Genomic DNA, 20,911 nt, shown 5'->3' on the forward strand with positions numbered 1-20,911 from the left:
CTGACCATGACGAGCGTTTCATCGAGCATGCCTCGCTCGGACAAATCGTCCAACAGTGCTGACAACGCAACGTCCAATGCCGGAGTGGATCGTCGCATCCCGCCGGTAATGTCGTTATGCATGTCCCAACCACCATAGGTCAGGGTCACCAAACGTGATCCGGCCTCGACCAAACGACGAGCCATCAACATGCGTTGCCCCGCGTCGTTGCGACCGTAGCGATCTCGCATCTTGGCGTCTTCTTTCTCGATATCAAACGCTTCCCGAGCTGCCGGGGTATCGAGCAAATCGTACGCTCGTTGATAGAACGTGTTCATCGCTTCAATATTGTCGGCCTGGGTGACCGAGGTGAAGTGGCTGTTAACCACATCCAGTGCACTCTTGCGGCGAGTGAAACGTGCTTCGTCCACACCGCCAGCAAGATTCAAGTCGCGGACCTTGAAATCGCTGCGATTGGGATCCGAACCGAGTGCGAACGCACCATAGCTGCTCGGCAAATAGCCCGTCCCAGCGAATTCATTGGGGACGTTGGGAATACATACGTACGGTGGCAAATTGTTGCGTGGGCCGTACTCATGACTGACGACCGAACCGAAGCAAGGATACTGCAGCGCCGGGCTTGGCTTGTAGCCGGTGAACATATTGTGGGTGCCCCGCTCATGAGCCGCCTCGCCATGACTCATCGACCGGATCACGCTGAACTTGTCCGCCCGCTTGGCTAATTGCGGGACCGTCTCGCAGAAGACTTCGCCCGTATTGGTTTTGATCGTTTTAAGTTCGCCGCGGTATTCCAGAGGGCTATACGGTTTGGGGTCAAACGACTCCTGTTGCGCCAAACCGCCGGGCAAAAAGATATGAATGACACTTTTTGCTTTGGCTTCCACAAAATCATATTGCTTTTGCTCCGCCGCTGCCTGACGCATTAACAATTCGGGTAGCGACAACCCAATCGTGCCGAGGGTTCCGGCGGCGAGAAAGCCACGACGGCTAAAAGGATTTCCGTGACAACGCATGTTTGCAATTCTCCGAATTGAGAAAACGTTCAACGTGATTGGATAGAATTCAAGCGATCGATAAAGGAAACGAGAACGCTTGATGGGCACAGTTTCGAGGAATCGATGTGATGTAGTTTAGTTTCATCACGTCAAACTCAAGGTGGGGACAACATCTCCGAGCGTGCGATGAGTCAAGCTCGCCAGGATTCGATGCGGTGTTTAGGTAGGCCCAGATCCGTAAAGCAACTATTTTTGACAAAAGTTGCGGATGGCTCTGGTGTTTTTTGGGGAGGGCAACAAGTCTATAGGCTTGGTTTTTAGCGGGATTGCTAGGCAACACCGCGTTTCAGAGGACGATTGTAGCAAAAAAAGGGGCGAAGGTCAATAATATTCGGGGGATCCGGCAGCACCATGAGCCTGGACGATCAAACCGCACAACGTTCTCTCGGACGCTAAGCAAGCATTTCGGCTGAGTTCTAATAGGGGGGCGCCCCGAATGTCCAGGTCCCTCGAGGCGACACGCCGGACCGCAGCGGGCTGCACTGGACACTTAGCAAATGAGACCTAAGTGCTTTTAGAACCGGAGGATGTGGCAACAATATGCCGTAAAACCCGGAGCATCGCAGCCGCTTCACCGTTCAGTTTTTTCAGAAGTTTGACAAGATCTTCACGGCGGCCCTCCTTTGCGGCCTGCTCGATCTCGCGAGCCGTCCCATACACCTGGTGGGCGAAAAACAGGTTCGCCGAGCCCTTCAAGGTATGCGCGGCACGTCCGATCTCGGTCAAATCACCGTCGGGAACCGTTTTGACCAAGATCCCCAGCAGCGTCTCGCATTCGCCGATAAAAACCTCAGCCAACCGGCGTACGCCGCGGCGTCCGCCGGGAATCCGTGACTCCGCAGCCCGCAGATCGACCACGTCCGAATCATCGTACTGCGGACCATCGTACTGCGAATCAGAATCAGCCTGCAATAACGCGTCACCCGTTGAATCACCCCGAGAACTGCCGGTCGACAAACCGGAGGACTCAAGCCCCGCAACCATGACGTCTTCGGCAGGCGGCCCGTGCTCCGCAGGCGGCCCGTGCCCGGCAATCGCGCCAGTCGCCCCGTGCTCGGAAGTCCTCTCGCGATCAGCAGAGCCACAGCCAGACTGGTCGGCGAACCGAGCCAGCGTTTCCTGCAGTCGTCGCGGGTGAATCGGCTTGGTCAAAAACGCGTCCATGCCTGCGGACAAGCAGGAATCGGAATCTTCTTGCATTGCAGCGGCCGTCAACGCGATGATCGGGATATGCCGCGGGGGACTGAATTCTTTTTCCTGCCTTCGTATCAGCTTGGTCGCTTCAATGCCATCCATCACCGGCATGTGCATGTCCATCAAGATGACATCAAACGGATCGCTCTGCCAACATGCGACCGCCTCGCTTCCATCATTGGCAATTGTGATTTTATGCCCACATGCTTTTAGCATCCCGATCGCGACTTGCTGGTTTGCCAACCCATCCTCGGCCACCAGCACTCGCATCGGCGTGGTGGCACTGACGGGCGTTGGCAGCAGCGGCTCGGAGGGGGGAGCGACCTCAAGCACTTGCACGATTGTGTCCAACAACTCAGATTGGATCACCGGTTTGTTCAAGTAACGCGAGATATTGAGTTCGTCGAGTTCGTCCGAGCGATCCGGAAGATTCGCAGAAGACAACATAATCAGCCGAGCGGCGTCGTCGGGAAACTGTTCGCGAAGCAGACGGGCCAACTGGAAACCGTCCATCTCGGGCATCATGCAATCGAGCACGATCAACTGAAACGGCTGCTCACGAAGATTGGCGTCACGAATTCGCAGCAAGGCATTCTTGCCACCATCCACCAGTGTCGGCTTGAACCCCCACACTAAAAAAATCTCTTCCAGAATGCGACGGTTCACCGGGTTATCATCGACGACCAACACCCGCGTTCCCGCGAGTTGTCGTAGATGATTGTCGGGGGACGTTTGCACAGCGGCAATCGGAAACGGCGCCGCGAACCAGAACGTGGTGCCTTTGCCGACTTCGCTTTCGACTTCCAATTTTCCCTTCATCAAATCGATCAACTGCCGTGAAATGGCGAGCCCGAGCCCGGTCCCTCCAAAACGACGCGTGGTTGACGAGTCGGCTTGAGTGAACGCCTCCAACACCGATTGGATCTTGTCCTCAGGGATTCCAATTCCCGTATCGGAAACTTGAAAGCGAAGCCAAAGCGTTTTGTCCGCCGGCTCGGCCTCTTCAGTCAACTGTCCGCTTGCCTGCTCAAGTGTTGACTCCGATGTCGGCCTTGGGCAAGGAGCCTCGGTCGTGTTGACGTCGACAAAAATGTGTCCCGTCTCGGTAAACTTGATCGCGTTGCCGATCAAATTCACCAGCACTTGCCGCAACCGCCCGGGGTCACCCATCAAACGACTCGGCACGTCGGGGGCGATGCGGCAGAGCAGCTCGAGGTTCTTTTCGGACGCTTTCAACGACAGCGTCTGCCCCGCTTTTTCAATCACATCACGCGTGGCAAAGGGGATCGACTCGAGTTCGAGCTTGTTAGCTTCGATCTTGGAAAAGTCGAGAATCTCGTTCAACAGTCGCAGTAACGAGTCGGCAGAATCACGAACGAGCGTGTTGTAATCACGCTGTTCGGGCGTCAGATCGGATTGGGCCAACAGCTCGGACATACCGATGATCGCATTCATCGGAGTGCGGATCTCGTGGCTCATATTGGCCAAAAAGTTACTCTTGGCCTCATTCGCTTTGGTGGCAACGTCGCGTGCTTCGCGGAGCTCTTGTTGCGATTTGGTCAACTCAGTGACATCGCGACTGATACCAAACGTGCCGATAATTTTCCCCGACTCGTCACGGAACGGCATTTTGGTCGACATGCACCAAGTGTCTTCGCGATCGGCCCACGTTTCACGTTCAAGGCGGTCCACGAGCGCTTCACCACTCTGCATCACTCGCAGTTCATCTTTGCGAGCCAGCTGTGCATGTTCGGAAGTAAAAATATCCGAGTCGTCTTTGCCAACGACATCACTCGCATTTTCCATCGCGAACTTCTTCGCCATCGCTCGACTAATTCTTAGAAAGCGACTTTCGGTATCTTTGAAATAGATCGAATCGGGGATGTTGTCCAGCAGCGTCTTCAGCAGGCTCTGCTCGTGCCGCAACTCTTCTTCGGCTTTGATCCGCTCGGTCACATCCCAAAACATGACCTGAATGCCGATCACTTTTTGCTGGCTGTCCTTGATCGGACACTTCATCCTCTCGATCCAGCGAGGGCTGCCATCGGTGGCAATCGTTTCTTCGATGTTGTGCAACGCCTCGCCACTTCGCATCACAACTTGGTCGTCTGCGACGTAACAGGCGGCAAGATGGACTGGAAACAGGTCGAAGTCGTCTTTGTTGAGGATCTCGTCGAGTGATTGACCTCGCACTTCCAGATACTTTTTATTGGCAAACAGCCGCCGACCTTCGGTGTCTTTGATCAGCAAGCTGACCGGCAGCGCATCGGCGAGCGCCTGGTAGGTCGAGCGTGCATCTGCAAACACGCGTTCAAGGTATCCACTGTCCTGAGCCATAAACCGCCATTCACTCCCATCGATGCTCGAATCACACTCAAGCAACCTTTCTATGATGGAATAAAATCATCATCCAATGTTAAGGATTGTGCGAACTTTGCTAACAATTCAGCGACATGGTCGATATCCGCCAACGAGACGACCTCGACCGCCGAGTGCATATAACGATTCGGGATCGAGACGAGCCCCGTCGCCACCCCTCCGCCGTGGGTCTGCAACACGTTTGCATCGTTGGGCGTGGCGCGGCCAATGGCGGCGAGCTGGTAAGGAATTGAGTTTTTTTCCGCCAATTCGATCAATCGTTGCGCCACCTTGGCATTGATGTTCGGGCCACGGAAAATGACCGGACCTCGACCAAGACGAATGTCGCCTTGCTGCTGCTTTTCGATGGTGGGGCAATCCGAGGCATGCGTCACGTCCACCGCGATGGCGACATCAGGGTTGATACTGCCGGCAGCCGTTTTTGCTCCACGCAGCCCAATCTCTTCCTGGACGGTCGAGACACTATGCAGGTGACAGCGAAGCGAGTCGACCGATGTCGATGCCCGCCGGAGTGCTTCCATTACCGTCCACATGCCGGTTTTGTTATCCATTCCCGGCCCGCTGACCAAATCCCCCAGCAGGGGTCGGTAGCTGAGATCCAATGTCACGGGGTCGCCAATGCGAACCAATTGCCTCGCTTCGGATTCGTCTTTGGCACCGATATCGAGCCACATTTCTTTAAGCTGAACCACTTGCTTTCGTTCTTGTTCATTCAGCAAGTGAATCGGTTTGCGGCTGATCACCGCCGCGACGGGGCCCTGGGCGGTCCAAATGGTCATCCCTTGGCCGATCAATTGCTGAGGATCCCAGCCACCAATGGTTTGGGCGTAGAGGAACCCCAATTCATCAATATGTGAAATCAGCATCCCAATTTGGTCGCAGTGACCGGCATACATCAGCTTTGGGCCCGACAAATCCCCCACGCTGGCAACGAGGTTTCCGTGCACATCCGAGCGAACGTTGTCGGCATAGGGAGTGATGTAGTCGCGAATCAGCGACTGGATCGGCTCTTCAAACCCCGAAGGACTGGGGGTCTCGATCGCGGAACGAAAGAACGAGCGAGCTGCGTCTTGCATCAAAAATATCCTCGAGATGTCGGTGACATGCTATCAACTTATTCGAAGCGATTCCGAGCGGACGGTGGTTGGGTCGTTACAGAAATCGAATTCGTGGGCAAAGTTTAGCGGAACCGCAAAGGGAGCGGGTAGACTAGAGTAAAAGAGGAACACAGAAGCGGCTCTTGCGAACGCGATGTCGCAACGAAAACTTGAGGGAAGTTCGCCGCGAAACCCCGATTTCTCGAATCTTTTGCCCCGTTTTGGCAACTCCAAAGGAACAGTGCGGTCGCGCAATTCAGAAAAGTCGATGGAGCCCCAAAATTTTTTTATGGTTAAATCGAGCTGCTTTGCCAATCGTTTGGCACGCCATCCGTGCGTCGAAAGAGTGAGAAACGCGAGAGTTTTTGCAGAACATCCCTTGTGGACGTTGCGGTCGTCAAAACGCTCTTGACAGGCGAAACCGTTGATACTGCTTTTTCGAGATCAAACGCACTAAAGAGTTGACCCTGTTTTACTCGACATTAACTCTCGGATCGAGGTGTCTTTTCTTGACGCGTCGAACGTTGCGAGGTTTTTGATTCGTCAGAGCATCGCAGCGATTCTTCGTGAAGGGCAACCAAGACATTAGCCTCGATCTGCCCAGGGGGGAATCTGGGAAACGCGATCACCAAGACTTTGCTGCACAGGCAACTTAGTTTGGGTATCCGCGAGTACGAACGACCAACATGGCATTGGGTTGCAACCCACAACGAACAAGCATCAGTGTTACTTCGGCACCGATGGTTTATGCGTTGGGGGGCTGTCCGATCGATGGCGGTTTGTCACGACGTCTCGCAGCTTCTATCCCCTGAAAAACGATCTCATGTGAATGGGTTCGCCTAATTTTTAATAAACAAACCGCGAGGAATCCCGCTCGGTAAGCGTCGCAGGATGCGAGCCGGCTGGCCCGACCCAGCGTTAATCATGACTGTAACTTTGCGTTCGTAACCCACTACGAAAACAAAACGACCGACTCAGGACCGGTTGTACAGGAAGTGAAGGACGAATAAGGCCGCTAGATCAATGGTTACCGACGCACCATTGGTCGAGGGAAAATTAAACGAGGCGTTATGGAGTACCTAGTATGAAGGTCTTCACAACTGGACAGGTCGCCAAGATCTGTAAAGTAGCACCCCGAACTGTATCAAAATGGTTCGATTCGGGACGATTAAAAGGTTATCGCATTCCAGGATCTCAGGACCGACGCATTCCGCGTGAGTACCTGATCAAGTTCTTGAAGGAACACGGTATGCCCCTAGGCGACTTGGAAGACGAAGCGATGGCGAAATGCCTGATCGTCGCCCAAGACCAGGTGCTGATCGAGAACCTCAAGCGTGAACTTCCACCCGAAAAAGCATTCAAAGTGGCTGTGGCCGCGAGCGGTTTCGAAGCGGGAATTCAAGCGGAAAGCTTCAATCCAGACTGTATCATTGTCGACTTCTCGATCGGTAAGATCGAAGCGGTTCAGATTTGCCAAAATCTCCGCAAGAACATCGACTTTACCGATATCGTGCTGATTGCATTGCTTCCCGACGACGGGCAACCGATGAGCTTCGACCGAAGCAGCATCAACGAGACGTTCAAAAAGCCATTCGACGCGCATCTGCTCGCCGAACGCCTGCGAACACTCGTCGGAAGCAAGAAAGAATTAGTCTAGTCAGCAAACCAAGGCGGCTGAAACAAGTCGGTTCGCCGCTGATAGATGATCCTGAATGCCTCGATCAAAGACGTCGCACACCATCCCGAGGTGTGCGACGTTTTTTTATTTCCCAACCGAAAAATCGCGACGCGCTCCCGATAAAATGGATCCCTGCAGATTCAGTTTCAATGGGAAATCAGCTACCACCTCGCAATTCGGATTCACCCTTGTCTCATTTTGATGCCTCGGGCAACGCCCACATGGTCGACGTGTCGGCCAAACCGGTCACCGTACGCGAAGCGATCGCGTCGGCTGAAATCGTGATGGCCCCGGCGACTGCCGAAGTGATCCGAGGATCCAAAGCCGCCAAAGGCGACGTGTTGGCCGTGGCCCGCTTGGCCGCAATCCAAGCAACCAAGTTGACCTCGCAATTAATTCCGCTCTGCCATGCGATCCCGATCGAATCGGTCAACGTCGATTTCAGCTGGAAAGCCGATCACGAGTCCGACGATGACACCGGAGATCTTCAGGCGACGCTGCTCTGTCATGTCACCGTGCGAACGTCCGCGAAGACCGGGGTCGAGATGGAAGCGATGACGGCGGCATCGATCGCAGCGCTGACGGTCTATGACATGGTCAAATCGATCGACCGCGGGATCGAAATCGGGCCGGTGGTCTTGGAGGCCAAATCCGGGGGCAAGTCGGGCGATTACCGGCGTCCATCACGGCTGACGTGAACCTTGCCGTCGCATCGATCCCACTGCAACCGCATCGCTTCGAGCGGTTTCATCATCCACGGCTCCCACTGCAAAGCATGTAGATTCAAGCAGTGCCCCGCCAGTGCCGCCATCGGTCCACTGTGGCTGATCGCGATCACCGTTCCCTCGGGTGTCGTCGTGGTGACCGACGCGAACCAAGCTACGACTCGCGACTGCATCACACTGGTTGACTCGCCGCGAGGCGGGCGATAGGTGTCGGGTTGATGAATCAGACGATGGAAATCAGGATCGGCGGCATAGACCTCGTCCCAGCTTTTCCCCTGCCAATCGCCGTAGTCACGCTCACAAAGCCGCTTGTCCACGACGGGCTTCAGCGAGGGGAAATGATCCGCGATCATTCGTGCAAGCAGCTCGGTTCGCCGCACGCCGCTGTGGTAAATAGCGATCGGTTGTGGCCGATGTTTCCAACGATTGGCAAGCCTTTGCGACTGCAGCAATCCGGCCTCGCTGAGTGGCACATCGCTCGCGCCATAACAAATCGACTTCCAACGAGCCTCGACTTCGGCGTGTCGAATCATGATCAGCTCAGCCATGATGGATCCTCCACGTTGAACCCATCAAGATAACAAGCTGAACCAGAAACGCACTGCACCCCAATAAATCACCAGTGGTGCCTTGAACGCGTGAAAGAATTTTGCGTCGAAACCACAGCAACACGATGAACGCAGCGAGGGTCGATCCGCACGCGGTCATCGGCGACAACCAAAACCATCCCGCCCAAAGCGGCATCGTCATCAGTGCCGACACGATCAGAGTCCGTGATGTTTGCATCCCCGACACGTCCTTGGCTTGCGATTGCCGACTCGTGATGGGTGGCGTCGAAATCATCATGCCGATGATCGCGATGCGAGCGAGCGTTGACGCCGCCACGATGCTGGCCATCGCCCACATCCAACCGGCGGATAACAGCGTTGCAGTGGCGGCTACCCGCGCCCCCACCCCCACGACCAAACCAAGCGTCCCGTAGGTGCCCAGCCGACTATCTTTCATGATTTCGAGCACTTGTTCGCGGGTCCATCCGCCGCCCAATGCGTCACAAGTGTCGGCGAGTGCGTCTTCGTGAAACGCCCCCGTCAACAACGCCTCGATCCCGATCGCCAGGAATCCGCAGACCAGCGGCGAAAATCCAATCGACGTCGTCAATGCCACGGTCGCGGTGACGAGCCCGATCAATCCGCCAACCAGTGGAAAAAACAAGACCGACCGGCGGAGCGAGTGCGTGTAGGATTCGGGCGTTGCATCACCATCATGAGGAATCGGAATACGAGTCAAGAACTGAACCGCGGTAAAGAAGTCCCGCCACAACGACGTGGCATCATCGTCGGCGATGGTCGTTTCGAGATTGCTCATGGGTTTTCCAAATCATCCAAGGTTGCCATGTCATTGATCATCGCGGCGGCCAAATCGATTAGCGGCAGTGCTGCCAAAGCACCGGTGGCTTCGCCGAGTCGAAAATTTAGATCCAGTAGCGGCGACAGCCCCAAATGCGATAGCGCCGCCCGATGTCCCGGTTCCGCAGAACAATGCCCCGCGATCATCCGCTGCGCGCTTCCTTGGAATATCGATTCCGCCAGAATCGCCGCCGCCGTCGCGATAAAACCATCCAGCACAATGGTCAATCCAAGATCGGCGGCCCGTGCGTAGAACCCCGCCAACGCGACGATCTCCAATCCGCCAACTTGACGTCCCACTTGTTTTGCATCGGTGTCACCGAGTGAGCGAACTCGATGAATTGCGTCGCAGACCACGCTGCGTTTGCGAACCAATCCGGCGTCGTCAATTCCCGCCCCACGCCCGACGACTAGGGACGCATCTACATCGGCAAGCAAACCGACGATGCAACTGGCCGAGGTGGTATTGCCGATTCCCATTTCGCCGCCGACGACCAAATGACATCCGGCGTTCGCGGCCGCTTCGGCTCGTCGTCCACCGACCTGCCAGACATAATCGAAATCGTCCTCAGTCATTGCCGGTTCGCATCGCAGATTACCGGTCCCACGTCGCTTCGCGGCATTGATAAACTGGACGCTTGACGACACAGACTCAACAGGATGCAACAAACCGACATCCACGACTTCGTAATCGCACTGTAGCGCTCGGGCGAACACACCGCTGGCAGTTCGTTGTTGTTGCATCAAGCGGACGACCGATGCGGTCACTTCACTGGGCCACGCCGTTACCCCTTCACGCGTGACTCCATGATCGGCGGCGAAGACGACCGTGCGTCGCGGGGTCGTTTTCGGCGTCAACGTTTGCTGTGTCGTACACAATCGATGCGTCAGCGATTCGAGATCCCCCAAACTACCTGGCGGTTTGCACAGTCGATTCAGACGATCACGAACCAGATCGTTGTAATCGTGGGTGACAGTATCGGTCATTGGATCCTCGGATCACGCAAAGAGGGCTGAGGGGGTGGTGTTAAAGTTGGGGACGCCGAATTCGAAAGCAGTCGTGTCAGTGCCTCAACCAATCGGCGGTTGTGTGGCGGGGCAAGTACCGCGATTCGCAGAAAATCATCCAGTCCAAAGGAATGGCAATCGCGGACCACCATGCCTCGGCCGATCAATTGCTTTCGTATTTGTGACGCATTGTTGACAGGCAGCAAAAAGAATCCTGTGTCACTCGCCAGCGGTGTCAGCGAGCGTGCGGTCAACTCGCAAAGAAAATCCCGTTTCGCATCCTGCAAGCGTGCCATCGCTTCGCGGTAGTACGACACGTCTTGGATCGCGGCAACGCCAGCGGCTTGAGCGATGCTGTTGACCGACCATGGGATGCGGCGACCACGAAGCGTGCGGTGCAGGTTTTCCGGAAGCCTGGCGAACCCTAATCGCAATCCGGCGATGCAATAGGCTTTAGTCATCGAACGCAGCACCACCAAATTCTCATGCTCGGTGTCGAGCAGTGATTCGGTGTTCTCTGCAAATTCGATGTAGGACTCATCGACCACAAAGACCACCCGCGGATGTCGCTGGATCAGATCGACGAGATCCGTTTTTGCGACACTCTGGCCGGTGGGGTTATTCGGATTGCATATCCAAACCACTTTGGGCGATGTTTGCGAAGAGACAGCTTGATCGATGACGTCCACATCCACGGCAAAGCCGTCGTTTGCTTCGGCGGTAACGAAACGCACCGTCCCGCCGGCGATACGCGTTGCCCGCTGGTACTCGGTGAACGTGGGTCCGACAATCAGCGTGTGCCGATGGGAATCCACGAACGCCGATGCCACCAAGTGAATCAATTCACTACATCCGTTGCCCACCAACAACGCTTCGCGATCAACGCCATACCGCTTGGCAATCGCATCACGAAGCTCATTGCAATCGCGATCGGGATAACGGTCAAGCGGCGCCGATTCCACCGCTCGGCGAACACTCGGGGCAGGACCAAATGGCAATAGATTGCTGCTAAAATCAAGCACGGTGTCGATGGCAACGCCGTAGTGTGCTAGTTCACTTGGATCCAAGCCACCATGAACCGCTTCGGTGTGATGACCGCGGCTCAACACGCATTCAGAGCTGACTCGTCTCATAATGTTCTCCACATCAACAACCCCGCGACGCTCAAGACAACGGCGGCGATGGCGGTTGTCCACAACATCGCGATCGATTGTTGGAGCGACTGAATGCCGGGCAGCGGTTGCCCCTCACCAAGACGATAGTGGTCTTGTTTTTCCAACACGATCCCCAACACGCCAGCCGCCGCACTCATCGGGTGCCCCGCATTCGGGCTTGCCGTCAGCGAATGGTCTCGCCACCAAATCGCAATCGCAGGATTGGTCCGGCGCACGTAGGGGCCATAGATCATCAGCATCACGAGAGCCGTTAATCGTGACGGAATCAAATTCAGAAGATCATCGATTTTTGCCGCGGGTTTGCCAAACCACTCGAGTTCCTGAGTGCGATAACCGAGCATCGCATCGGTCGTGTTGACGAATCGATACAGCAGTGCTCCGGGGAGTCCGGCGACGACAAAATAGAAAAGCGGAGCGATGAACGAGTCGCTTGTATTCTCGGCGACCGACTCAATCGTCGCGGCAGACAACTGAGACGCATCGAGCTTCGTCACATCGCGACTGACCAGATGATAGGCGACTTGGTGACGTGCTGTGTTTAGATCTTCGTTTGATAACGCCTTGGCAACGGATCCCGCGGCGTCCGCGAGCGAGCGAACGCTAAACGTGCTCTTCAACACCGCCGCCTGAACGAGGATGGCAAACCAGTGCGGGAAGTGTCGACAAGCGATCTGAATCAAGATTCCCACTGTGGCTACGATGACGGCGCCACCGGCGACCACCGCACATCCTTGCAGAAAACGGACTGAATTTTGCGTCGCGCGGCTTCGTTTACATCCCCAACCAACAAAGCGTCCCATCCATGCAACGGGGTGCAGCGAATTGGGTGGGTCGCCCAGTACGCCATCGAGAACCACGGCGATTAGCAGGACGCAGACAGCGGTCACTTCACTCACGGGACGCTCCTTTGCCGTGGCGGTGTTGAGTTTCACTCGGACGCGATTCACCCAACGGAACGACAAAGGGGGTGCCATGAACCGGATGCTCGATCACCACCACCGAAACGCCAAAGGCCTGCTCGATAAGGTGCGGCTGCAAAACTTCTTGCGGCGAACCGAGCGCCAAAATGGAACGCTGCGACAGCAGTGCCAAACGGTCGCCGAACAATGCCGCATGGTTCAGGTCATGCAATGTCACCACGACGATTAGCCCCCGTTGCTTGGCCATCTGACGCACGCGATCGAGAACATCAAATTGAAATTTCAGATCAAGCCCTGCGGTGGGTTCATCCAGCAAAACAATCGGGGACGCTTGAGCCAATGCTCTCGCCAAAATCATTCGTCTCCATTCACCGCCCGACAATTCCGTAATCACACGATCTCGCAGCTCCATCAACCCGGCGGCCTGGAGCGATTGATCCACAATTTCAGAATCATCGCCGGTCAAAGGCATCCACCAACCGCGATGCGGTGTGCGGCCGAGTCGGACGACATCGATCACTCGCAGCGGCGTTCCCCGATTCTCTTGCTGAGGCATGAACGCGATTGATTGAGCCAGCGATCGTCGCGACATCGTTTGGATATCGCGGCCGTCGACACCAACGACGCCATTCACCGGATTCAATTGGCGACTGAGCGATTGCAGCAGCGTCGTTTTACCCGCTCCGTTGGCTCCCAGCAGCACCAAGATTTCACCCTCGCAAAATTCCAACGAGATCGAATCGAGAATCAAACGATCGGCGTAGGAAAAAGTCAGTCCTTGGGCGTAGAAACGAGTCATGATGCCAAGCCTCCTACTTTTGCACGCGTTTTCAGTAAAAACAGAAAGAAAGGGCAGCCGAGGATCGCAGTAACAATCCCCACCGGCAACTCGGCCGGAGCCACAATCGTGCGTGCAAAACCGTCGGCAATCAACAACAAAGTGGCTCCCACCACTGCACTCATGGGAATCAAAAAGCGATGTCGCGGCCCCACCAGCGCTCGGGCAATGTGTGGAGCGATCAAGCCAATGAATCCGATGATGCCAGCGGCGGCGACGGCGGCGGCCGTTGCCAAACTGGATCCCGTGACCATCAAAATGCGAAAGCGAACTAAGTCCAAGCCTAACGATTGAGAGGCAACATCCCCGAGCGAGAACGCATCGAGTGCTCGCGACAAACTGAACAGAATGCTGAATCCCGCAAACGATGCGATGGCAGTCGCGAACACAACGTTCCAATCATTGTCCGCTAAACTGCCCATCAACCACGCCAGGATCACAACCACCTTTTCCTCATGCAAATACATCATCAGTGAAACCAGGGCGTTGATCATGCTGCTAAGTGCCACTCCGGCCAACAGCAGCGAAAGGGAAGAACCGTCGCGACCGACCGATCCAATCGCAAACACGACGATCACCGCGAGAATCGATCCCAACAGGGCTGCGAGTGCGGTGCCGCCAAGCCCCATGACACTGACCTGAAACCCCGTGACCAACGCTATTGTCACCCCCAACGCAGCGCCGCTGGAGGCACCAATCACATACGGGTCGGCCAACGGATTGCGAAACAAGGCTTGAAAACCGACGCCCGATATTCCAAGCGATCCGCCAACGAAACAAGCGGTCACGATGCGTGGCAAGCGGAGCTCCCACAAGATCGCCTGTTCGGTGGAAGTTAAACTGACGCCATCGCCGCCGATCAACCACTGCACGACGCTGGCGAGCCGAATAGGGATCGGTCCAACAACCAGACTGACCAACGCCAGCACGAACAACAGCACGGAGGAAGCGACGAGGACAAAAATACAGCGGTTCAAAGATCGGATCCCTTCATCATCACCACTTGATCGGGATAAACCGCGGTGATCATTTGTTCGAGTGCATCGATTAGTCGCGGTCCGCAGCGTGAAACTTGATCGCCATCAATCAAGTAAACTTGTTGCTCGCGAATCGCAGCAATCTCGCTCCAACCTTGGCGTGAGAGCAATTGCTGAACACTGACTTGGTCAGCGTGGGTCGAGGGCGCCAAAATCACCTCGGGATTTCGATGCACCACCACTTCGCTGCTGACCTTGGGGTAGCGCACCGACGTGTCGGCAAAAATGTTTTGCATACCGCCAAGTGTCAGCAATTCGCCGATGAACGAATTCGGCCCCGCCGTCATCAGCGGATCGTCCCAAACCTCATAAAACACGCTTCGACGCTCACGCGGCGGTATCTGCTCGACTAGCGAGGTCACGTGATCGAGTCGCGTCGTCATCGAATTCACTAACGCGTCGGCTTCGGATTCTCGGCCGAGAACCTTTCCTAGCAAGCGAGCTTCTTGAAACAGGGCTTGAAGGTTTTCGGGACCGATCGCGATCACAGGAATACCGAGTCGCGTCAGCGGATCGACCAGCGGTTGATGGGTGTCCCATTTGCAAAGCACGAGATCCGGCTGCGAGCTGAGAATGGTTTCACGACTGATGCTTTCCAACGTGCCGGCTCCCACGCGAGGCACCGCGGTGGCGGCATCGGGGTAATTGCAATGTTTCGTTGCCCCAACAACTTGGGGACCAGCACCGATGGCAAACAATAACTCCGTCGTCGATGGGGATAGCGAAACGATCCGTCGCGGTATCGCTTCGAACCGCAGCTCGCGATCCAAGCGATCAACGACCACGACGCTCGCAGCCGTGGGAGGCGTGGGCATCTGTGGCGAGTGGTCGTGGCAACCAAGGATGGCTAACAACAAGCTGAGGATAATAACGTTCTGAGTCATCGAATCTCCTTGGTTCTTGTCGCCTGTAATTGGCTCGACGCTTGCTGCACCGTGGTTGCAATCGCGCATACCTCCACGGGCAATCCCGCCACCATCATGTAGGTCGCGGTGGCGTGAGCTGCAAGCGTTTGATTGGCTCGTCCTAACAAGTCTCGAAACTGTCGTCCGAGCGAGTGCTCCGGCACGATTCCCATGCCGACTTCGCCGGAGACGACGATCAGATGCACGCAGTGACGTTCGGCGAATTGAATCAATTCATCCACTTCGGTCCCCAAACGACTTTCGATCGACGCGTCCGCGGCTTCGATGAAAGAATCGCGTGAGTCCCGATTTTCCTTGTGGAGGGCATCGTGCACGGCATCCTGCGCACGATCCTCGCTCAGCATCACATTGCTGGTCAAAAGCGTCAGACAATCCACCAGCACCACGGCAGGCAGCGATGGCATCGCGGCCAACGTTTTACCGATACCGCGTGTCTGTTCGAGTGTCTGCCACGTCGCAGGGCGTGACCGGCGGTGTAGTTCGATTCTTTGCAACATCTCTTGGTCGCCCACTTCGGCGGTGGCCACAAACAGCACGTCGTCATGGCCCAGCTCGAACGCCAAGGAGTGTGCAAATTGGCTCTTGCCACTTCGCACACCGCCTAGGACCAAGGTCAGCGTTCCTTTGCGTTTGGGGTGAAGCATGTCGCTCAAAATTCGACTCCGCGTTGGGGTTTCACACCGTGCCCGTACGGGTGTTTAATGACTTTCATTTCGGAAACGAGGTCGGCGATTTCGATCAATTCGGGACTTGCGTTGCGGCCGGTCAAAACGACATGCAACATTTGTCGTTTCTGCTTCAATTCTTCGATGACTCGCGTGATCGACACATAGTCATATTTGGTCGCGATGTTCAATTCATCGAGAATCACCATGTCGAACGATGGATCTCGCATCAATTCGACTGCTTTTTGCCAGCCTTTTTCGGCAGTTGCGATGTCCCGCTCACGGTCTTGCGTTTTCCAAGTGAACCCTTCCCCGAGCGTGTGCATTTCGACGGGGAGATCGAGTTTGGCAAAAAAGGCGGCCTCGCCGGTCGGGATCGCTCCTTTGATAAACTGGACAATCCCGACCTTCATCCCTTGCCCGAGTGCCCGGATCGCCATCCCAAACGCCGCGGTCGATTTTCCTTTGCCGGCTCCGGTGTGAACGATGACCAACCCCTTTTCGATCGTTGCTTTGGCAAGCTTCCGATCGGCAGCCTCGTTGATGCGAACCATCTTCGCTTTGTGTTCTTGGTTAACGTCGCGTTCTTGGTGTCCGTCGTTTGCGGAAGTCATTTCGAAGTCTCCTAATGCCAGATAATCTGTTCGAGTTGTTGGATGTCGATATGCGATTCAAAAGCGTCCGCAAGCCGATCCAGCGAAGTGGTCAGAACGTCGTCGGCATTGACCGAGAACGAGTCTTGCGAAAATGTTTGGAATGTTCTCAGCCATGCATGACGAAAGGCGTCGTTGTGAAACAGACCGTGCAGGTAACAGCCCCACACGCGACCATCGGCGGAGCGGGCACCGTCCGATGCGTTCGCAGGCGGCACCGATCCTGTCGACAAATTTGCTCGCTGAAGCCATGTCGATTGCGAAATCGTTTGGCCCACATGAATCTCGTAGCCGCGGACCCGTTGTCCCTGTGTACCAGGAGCGATTGCGTCATCGGTAATTTGTGTTTCGACTTGAAAGGTTTGTTTTTCGTGCTGAAACGTCGTCTCGATCTCAAGCAACCCGAGACCCTCGACACGGCTGCGAGCATGCTCGAGATGATAGGGGTTGTTGATTCGGCGACCGAGCATTTGATAGCCGCCACAGATCCCAACCACCCTGGATCCCTGCTCATAAGACGCCATGATGCACTGCGCCAATCCGGTTGATCGCAGCCAATCCAAATCCGCGATCGTATTTTTGGTGCCTGGCAGAATAATCAGATCGGGGCGTCCGAACGATCCCGACGAGTGGACGTAGCGGAGCGACACGCCAGGTTCGTTTTCCAGTGGATCGAAGTCGTCAAAATTTGCGATGTGAGGGAACTGAATGACGACCACATTGATCCCGCCGGCGTCGCACGTTGGTGCAGGATTGAAAGATTTCTCGGACAGCGTGGCCGCGTCTTCTTCGGGCAACCGCAGCGAATCGATCCAGGGCAAGACGCCTAGAACAGGAACCTCGCCTCGCGTTTGGAGCATCTCGACACCGCGATCAAACAGCCGTAGATCGCCGCGGAACTTGTTGACAATTAACCCCCGAACGAGTGCTCGATCTTCGGGCGTTAGCAACCAAAGGGTACCCAGCAGCTGAGCAAACACACCGCCTCGTTCGATGTCGCCCACCAGCAGCACAGGCGATTGGCAATAACGAGCGACTGACATGTTGACCATTTCGACATCGGCGAGGTTGAGTTCCGCCGGGCTGCCGGCCCCTTCGATCACGACCAATTCATATTCGTCTCGCATCCGATCCAATGCATCGGTAACCACACCCCAGTATTCGCTGCGACGGCGGAAGTAAGCTGCCGCCGCGAGCGATCCGAGCGGTCGGCCGTTGACAATTACTTGCGAATGCGAGTCCCCCTCGGGTTTCAGCAAGATCGGATTCATATCGGCGGTTGGGGGCACCCCGGCGGCGATCGCTTGCAGAGCTTGAGAACGCCCAATCTCGGACCCGTCCGCGCAAACGGCAGCGTTATTGGACATGTTTTGAGCCTTGAACGGAGCAACGCGGACACCCCGACGCGCAAAGCAACGACAGATCGCCGCAGTCAGCAAACTCTTGCCAGCCGACGAGCTCGTTCCTTGGATCATCAATGTCTTGGCGGTCATCGTCGTCTCGCTTTCATTGCTGCAAATATCCCGGTGCCTTGCTCACCGCTGAGCTGAATAAACGCTCACCGCCCAGTGGAAGCAAGGCAAAGCGTGTCCGAGGGTCGGCTTAGTCCAACGTCACCACTTCGTGTCCATTGCGGCTCACAAGTGCCACCAGCTGATCGATGGGCAGCGAACTCGTCAAAAACCGCACCGAACCATCAGCGACCAAGGTTTGTGCCCCACCGACGTGAAACGAGTAGACTTCGTTATCGTTGCTGCAATTGATCGAACACGATCCCGGACGGATCGCGGTGTTGCCTTCGGGCGTTGCCCCGTCCACGGTGAAGCCTTTGTTATGACTGGCCCACACGCCGCCGGTTGGAAACGGACGGGTAACACTGGAACTGCCACTCCATGTTTTTGGGGACGCCCCATCGCCAACGAGTCGACCGTTTTGGAAAAGTTCGGGTCGACCGGCACACTCGACCACGAGCAGGGTGTTTGACAGACCATCGATAACATCCGATAGCCGCACGGCGGTCGATTTTAAGATCCCACAATTCCGAGGATCATGCAGTTGCTGCGATGCGGGTAACACGGCGTTGAGCTGCGTCCCAACGCCACCGACGTTGGCGTAATCGGTTGTTGCACCGTCGTAAAAGTCACGAGCGGACAACGTGTACGAGGTCGTAGTGGCATTGGCATAATCGACCAGCACGGTCCACTCGAAACCACGACGATCGGGAACCGATGGACAGCTCATGGCAGGCACTTTGGCGCTGACCGCGTCCGCGTTTTGCGGATCGTGCCAGTGGTAATTTCCATCAAAGGATTGGAACAAGCCATCTTGTTCAATGAATGGAAGCACCGCCGTGAACCAACTGCCGCGTTTGGTAATGAACCCTTTTCCTTGACTCGGAGAGGACGATTGCGCTGGCCAAACCCGATACGCGGACTCGTAGTTGTGCAGTGCCAATCCGATCTGTTTCAGATTGTTTCCACACTGCATTCGTCTCGCCGCCTCGCGGGCGGCCTGGACCGCGGGCAATAGCAGCCCGACTAAGACACCGATGATTGCGATCACCACCAGCAATTCGACCAACGTGAAACCTTGTGACCGAAAACCTTGTGACCGACAAAAACGTTTGCTCATCTTGTTCCTCGAGTGAATGAGCGGAGGCGTGAACCTCCGGCGCAGCCCCCCCGGCAGGATCAATCGATCACGTATCACGACTCTGGCGCAGACAAACGAAGATCGCATCACGCCCACGCTGCGGCCGCGATACCAATTCCCGAAATCATCAAGGTAGAGACGCGATAGTTCCCAATTCCCCGAGGGTACTACCACAACTAAAAATGACGTTTGGGCAGGTCTTCTGGCTCCCGGATTATTTGTCCCCCACGCCTTCCCGAGGTCGATTCGACCACAGTGGCATTGTGCGGGGTTCATTTCCGGTTACAGCGGCGGGACCGCAACGGATTTGCACCGTTTTCCCTATTCTCTGAAGCGACGACAGGTCGATTCAGCACCCAAGTCTTGACGAAGTATGCGGCTCGAAAGCGTCGATGTCAACGAGAGCTCGGCGGGACGTGAGAGGCTAAGCCCTATCGCCAAAACCGCGATTTCTTGCCAAGCTATGGCTGGAATTAACGTCGCGGCTAGAAATCGTTAAATTTCTAGCAAGCTAGCGGGGGGATTGTCGGTTGCTTCGCGTGCTTTATTGCGGTTCCATCGGAATGTGGTATGCCGCATTGGCTCGTCCATCCTGTTTCACTTAACGGTTTCGCCGAAATGGATTCGACCTCAACCTTTCACGCTGCTCAATTGACGACGGAAAATCACAGCGAATCTCGCCCTAGCGAATCCAACGGCCACGCGACGTCGCGCGCCTTGGCCGACCAATTTGCCAAGTTGTATGGCCCGATTGCGTCGGACCTCGTTCGCGTTGAAAAACGGTTTCACCAAGAGCTGCAGTCGCCCTATGAATCGCTCGTTCCTGTACTCCGCCACGGCACGCAGTTAGGCGGAAAACGGTTGCGGCCGGCGATGTTATTGTTGGCTGCCTCGGCCGTCGGATCGGTTCGCGAGGACCACGTGGTGCTCGGCGTCGTGATCGAAATGGTCCATACCGCCACGCTGATCCACGATGACGTCCTGGACGATGCGGATACCCGCCGGCATGTGCCCACGGTCAATGCCAAGTGGAACAACCACACCAGCATCTTGTTGGGCGACTATCTTTTCGCCCAAAGTTTCCGTTTAGCAGCAACCCTGCCATCGACCGAAGCATGCCGCTGGATCGGCGAAGCATCGCGTTTGGTGTGCGAAGGCGAGATGCGGCAAGTGTTGAAGCGGGATGTTTTGGACATCGACGAGACGACCTACATCGAGATGATTCAGGGCAAGACCGCCGAGCTGTGCCGAGTCGCCTGCCAATTGGGATCCCATTTCGCCGATGGCAGTCCCGAAGTCACCGCATCACTTGCCGAGTACGGCGATTCGCTTGGCATCGCCTTCCAAATCGCCGACGATTACCTCGATCTGTGGGGCAACGACGAACGAGTCGGCAAAACGCTTGGGACCGATCTTCAGCAAGGCAAAATCACCTTGCCGATCATTCGCCTTTTGCAAACCGCCGACGAAGCGAGACGAAGTCAGATCTTGCAATTATTGGCC

The 20,911-nt window shown here is 55.8% G+C and carries 18 protein-coding genes and 1 riboswitch; of the genes, 3 read left to right on the plus strand and 15 right to left on the minus strand.

Features of this window, described 5'->3' with window-relative positions; translation table 11 throughout:
• The 3 genes from ABX962_RS07625 to ABX962_RS07635 all read right to left on the minus strand — a co-directional run.
• Positions 1–1,013, minus strand: a 1,013-nt coding sequence (locus tag ABX962_RS07625; RefSeq protein WP_372718125.1) for a DUF1501 domain-containing protein, incomplete at its 3' end; no start/stop codon positions are given.
• 546 nt (positions 1,014–1,559) lie between these two features.
• On the minus strand, positions 1,560–4,586 hold the full coding sequence (locus ABX962_RS07630; RefSeq protein ID WP_372718127.1) for a response regulator: 3,027 nt from the start codon (positions 4,584–4,586) through the stop codon (positions 1,560–1,562).
• Positions 4,587–4,636: 50 nt separating this feature from the next.
• Positions 4,637–5,704 (minus strand): M42 family metallopeptidase, encoded by a 1,068-nt coding sequence (locus ABX962_RS07635; RefSeq protein ID WP_372718129.1) that lies wholly within the window; start codon positions 5,702–5,704, stop codon positions 4,637–4,639.
• A gap of 1,105 nt (positions 5,705–6,809) precedes the next feature.
• Between ABX962_RS07635 and ABX962_RS07640 the strand changes: the two genes are divergently transcribed.
• Together ABX962_RS07640 and moaC are read left to right on the plus strand one after the other, a co-directional pair.
• A complete protein-coding gene (locus ABX962_RS07640) occupies positions 6,810–7,382 on the plus strand; it encodes a helix-turn-helix domain-containing protein (RefSeq protein WP_040770725.1) in 573 nt (190 codons plus the stop codon).
• A gap of 209 nt (positions 7,383–7,591) precedes the next feature.
• The gene (gene moaC, locus ABX962_RS07645; RefSeq protein WP_372718131.1) at positions 7,592–8,101 is read left to right on the plus strand and encodes a cyclic pyranopterin monophosphate synthase MoaC; all 510 of its coding nucleotides are present in this window, start codon (positions 7,592–7,594) and stop codon (positions 8,099–8,101) included.
• Here the strand turns inward: moaC and ABX962_RS07650 are convergent.
• The 12 genes from ABX962_RS07650 to ABX962_RS07705 all read right to left on the minus strand — a co-directional run bounded on the left by ABX962_RS07650 (position 8,074) and on the right by ABX962_RS07705 (position 19,387).
• On the minus strand, positions 8,074–8,676 hold the full coding sequence (locus ABX962_RS07650) for a histidine phosphatase family protein (protein ID WP_372718133.1): 603 nt from the start codon (positions 8,674–8,676) through the stop codon (positions 8,074–8,076). The genes moaC and ABX962_RS07650 overlap by 28 nt on opposite strands.
• On the minus strand, positions 8,669–9,493 hold the full coding sequence (locus ABX962_RS07655; protein WP_372718135.1) for an adenosylcobinamide-GDP ribazoletransferase: 825 nt from the start codon (positions 9,491–9,493) through the stop codon (positions 8,669–8,671). The genes ABX962_RS07650 and ABX962_RS07655 overlap by 8 nt, the downstream gene beginning before the upstream one ends.
• Positions 9,490–10,521, minus strand: a complete 1,032-nt coding sequence (gene cobT / locus ABX962_RS07660) for a nicotinate-nucleotide--dimethylbenzimidazole phosphoribosyltransferase (RefSeq protein ID WP_372718137.1) — start codon at positions 10,519–10,521, stop codon at positions 9,490–9,492. The genes ABX962_RS07655 and cobT overlap by 4 nt, the downstream gene beginning before the upstream one ends.
• Positions 10,518–11,675 carry a histidinol-phosphate transaminase gene (locus ABX962_RS07665; RefSeq protein WP_372718139.1) on the minus strand — a complete coding sequence of 386 codons (1,158 nt, stop codon included), beginning with the start codon at positions 11,673–11,675 and terminating at the stop codon, positions 10,518–10,520. The genes cobT and ABX962_RS07665 overlap by 4 nt, the downstream gene beginning before the upstream one ends.
• Positions 11,672–12,613 (minus strand): cobalamin biosynthesis protein, encoded by a 942-nt coding sequence (locus tag ABX962_RS07670; RefSeq protein WP_372718140.1) that lies wholly within the window; start codon positions 12,611–12,613, stop codon positions 11,672–11,674. The genes ABX962_RS07665 and ABX962_RS07670 overlap by 4 nt, the downstream gene beginning before the upstream one ends.
• Entirely contained in the window at positions 12,606–13,436 is an 831-nt protein-coding gene (locus tag ABX962_RS07675) for an ABC transporter ATP-binding protein (protein ID WP_372718142.1), read from the minus strand. Before ABX962_RS07675 ends, ABX962_RS07670 begins: the two co-directional genes overlap by 8 nt.
• Positions 13,433–14,452 carry a FecCD family ABC transporter permease gene (locus ABX962_RS07680; RefSeq protein ID WP_372718144.1) on the minus strand — a complete coding sequence of 340 codons (1,020 nt, stop codon included), beginning with the start codon at positions 14,450–14,452 and terminating at the stop codon, positions 13,433–13,435. Before ABX962_RS07680 ends, ABX962_RS07675 begins: the two co-directional genes overlap by 4 nt.
• Positions 14,449–15,396 (minus strand): ABC transporter substrate-binding protein, encoded by a 948-nt coding sequence (locus ABX962_RS07685; protein ID WP_372718146.1) that lies wholly within the window; start codon positions 15,394–15,396, stop codon positions 14,449–14,451. The genes ABX962_RS07680 and ABX962_RS07685 overlap by 4 nt, the downstream gene beginning before the upstream one ends.
• Positions 15,393–16,082 carry a bifunctional adenosylcobinamide kinase/adenosylcobinamide-phosphate guanylyltransferase gene (gene cobU, locus ABX962_RS07690; RefSeq protein ID WP_372718155.1) on the minus strand — a complete coding sequence of 230 codons (690 nt, stop codon included), beginning with the start codon at positions 16,080–16,082 and terminating at the stop codon, positions 15,393–15,395. The genes ABX962_RS07685 and cobU overlap by 4 nt, the downstream gene beginning before the upstream one ends.
• A gap of 5 nt (positions 16,083–16,087) precedes the next feature.
• The gene (cobO, locus tag ABX962_RS07695; protein WP_372718148.1) at positions 16,088–16,717 is read right to left on the minus strand and encodes a cob(I)yrinic acid a,c-diamide adenosyltransferase; all 630 of its coding nucleotides are present in this window, start codon (positions 16,715–16,717) and stop codon (positions 16,088–16,090) included.
• 11 nt (positions 16,718–16,728) lie between these two features.
• Entirely contained in the window at positions 16,729–18,249 is a 1,521-nt protein-coding gene (locus ABX962_RS07700) for a cobyric acid synthase (protein ID WP_372718149.1), read from the minus strand.
• Positions 18,250–18,358: 109 nt separating this feature from the next.
• The gene (locus ABX962_RS07705) at positions 18,359–19,387 is read right to left on the minus strand and encodes a DUF1559 domain-containing protein (protein ID WP_372718151.1); all 1,029 of its coding nucleotides are present in this window, start codon (positions 19,385–19,387) and stop codon (positions 18,359–18,361) included.
• Between the two features lie 195 nt (positions 19,388–19,582).
• Positions 19,583–19,783, minus strand: a riboswitch (cobalamin riboswitch).
• A gap of 195 nt (positions 19,784–19,978) precedes the next feature.
• On the opposite strand from ABX962_RS07705, the gene ABX962_RS07710 reads away from it, so the two are divergent.
• On the plus strand, positions 19,979–20,911 hold a 933-nt coding region (locus ABX962_RS07710), incomplete at its 3' end, for a polyprenyl synthetase family protein (RefSeq protein WP_372718153.1).

This window comes from Novipirellula sp. (genome assembly GCF_041583735.1).
Lineage (GTDB): Bacteria > Planctomycetota > Planctomycetia > Pirellulales > Pirellulaceae > Novipirellula.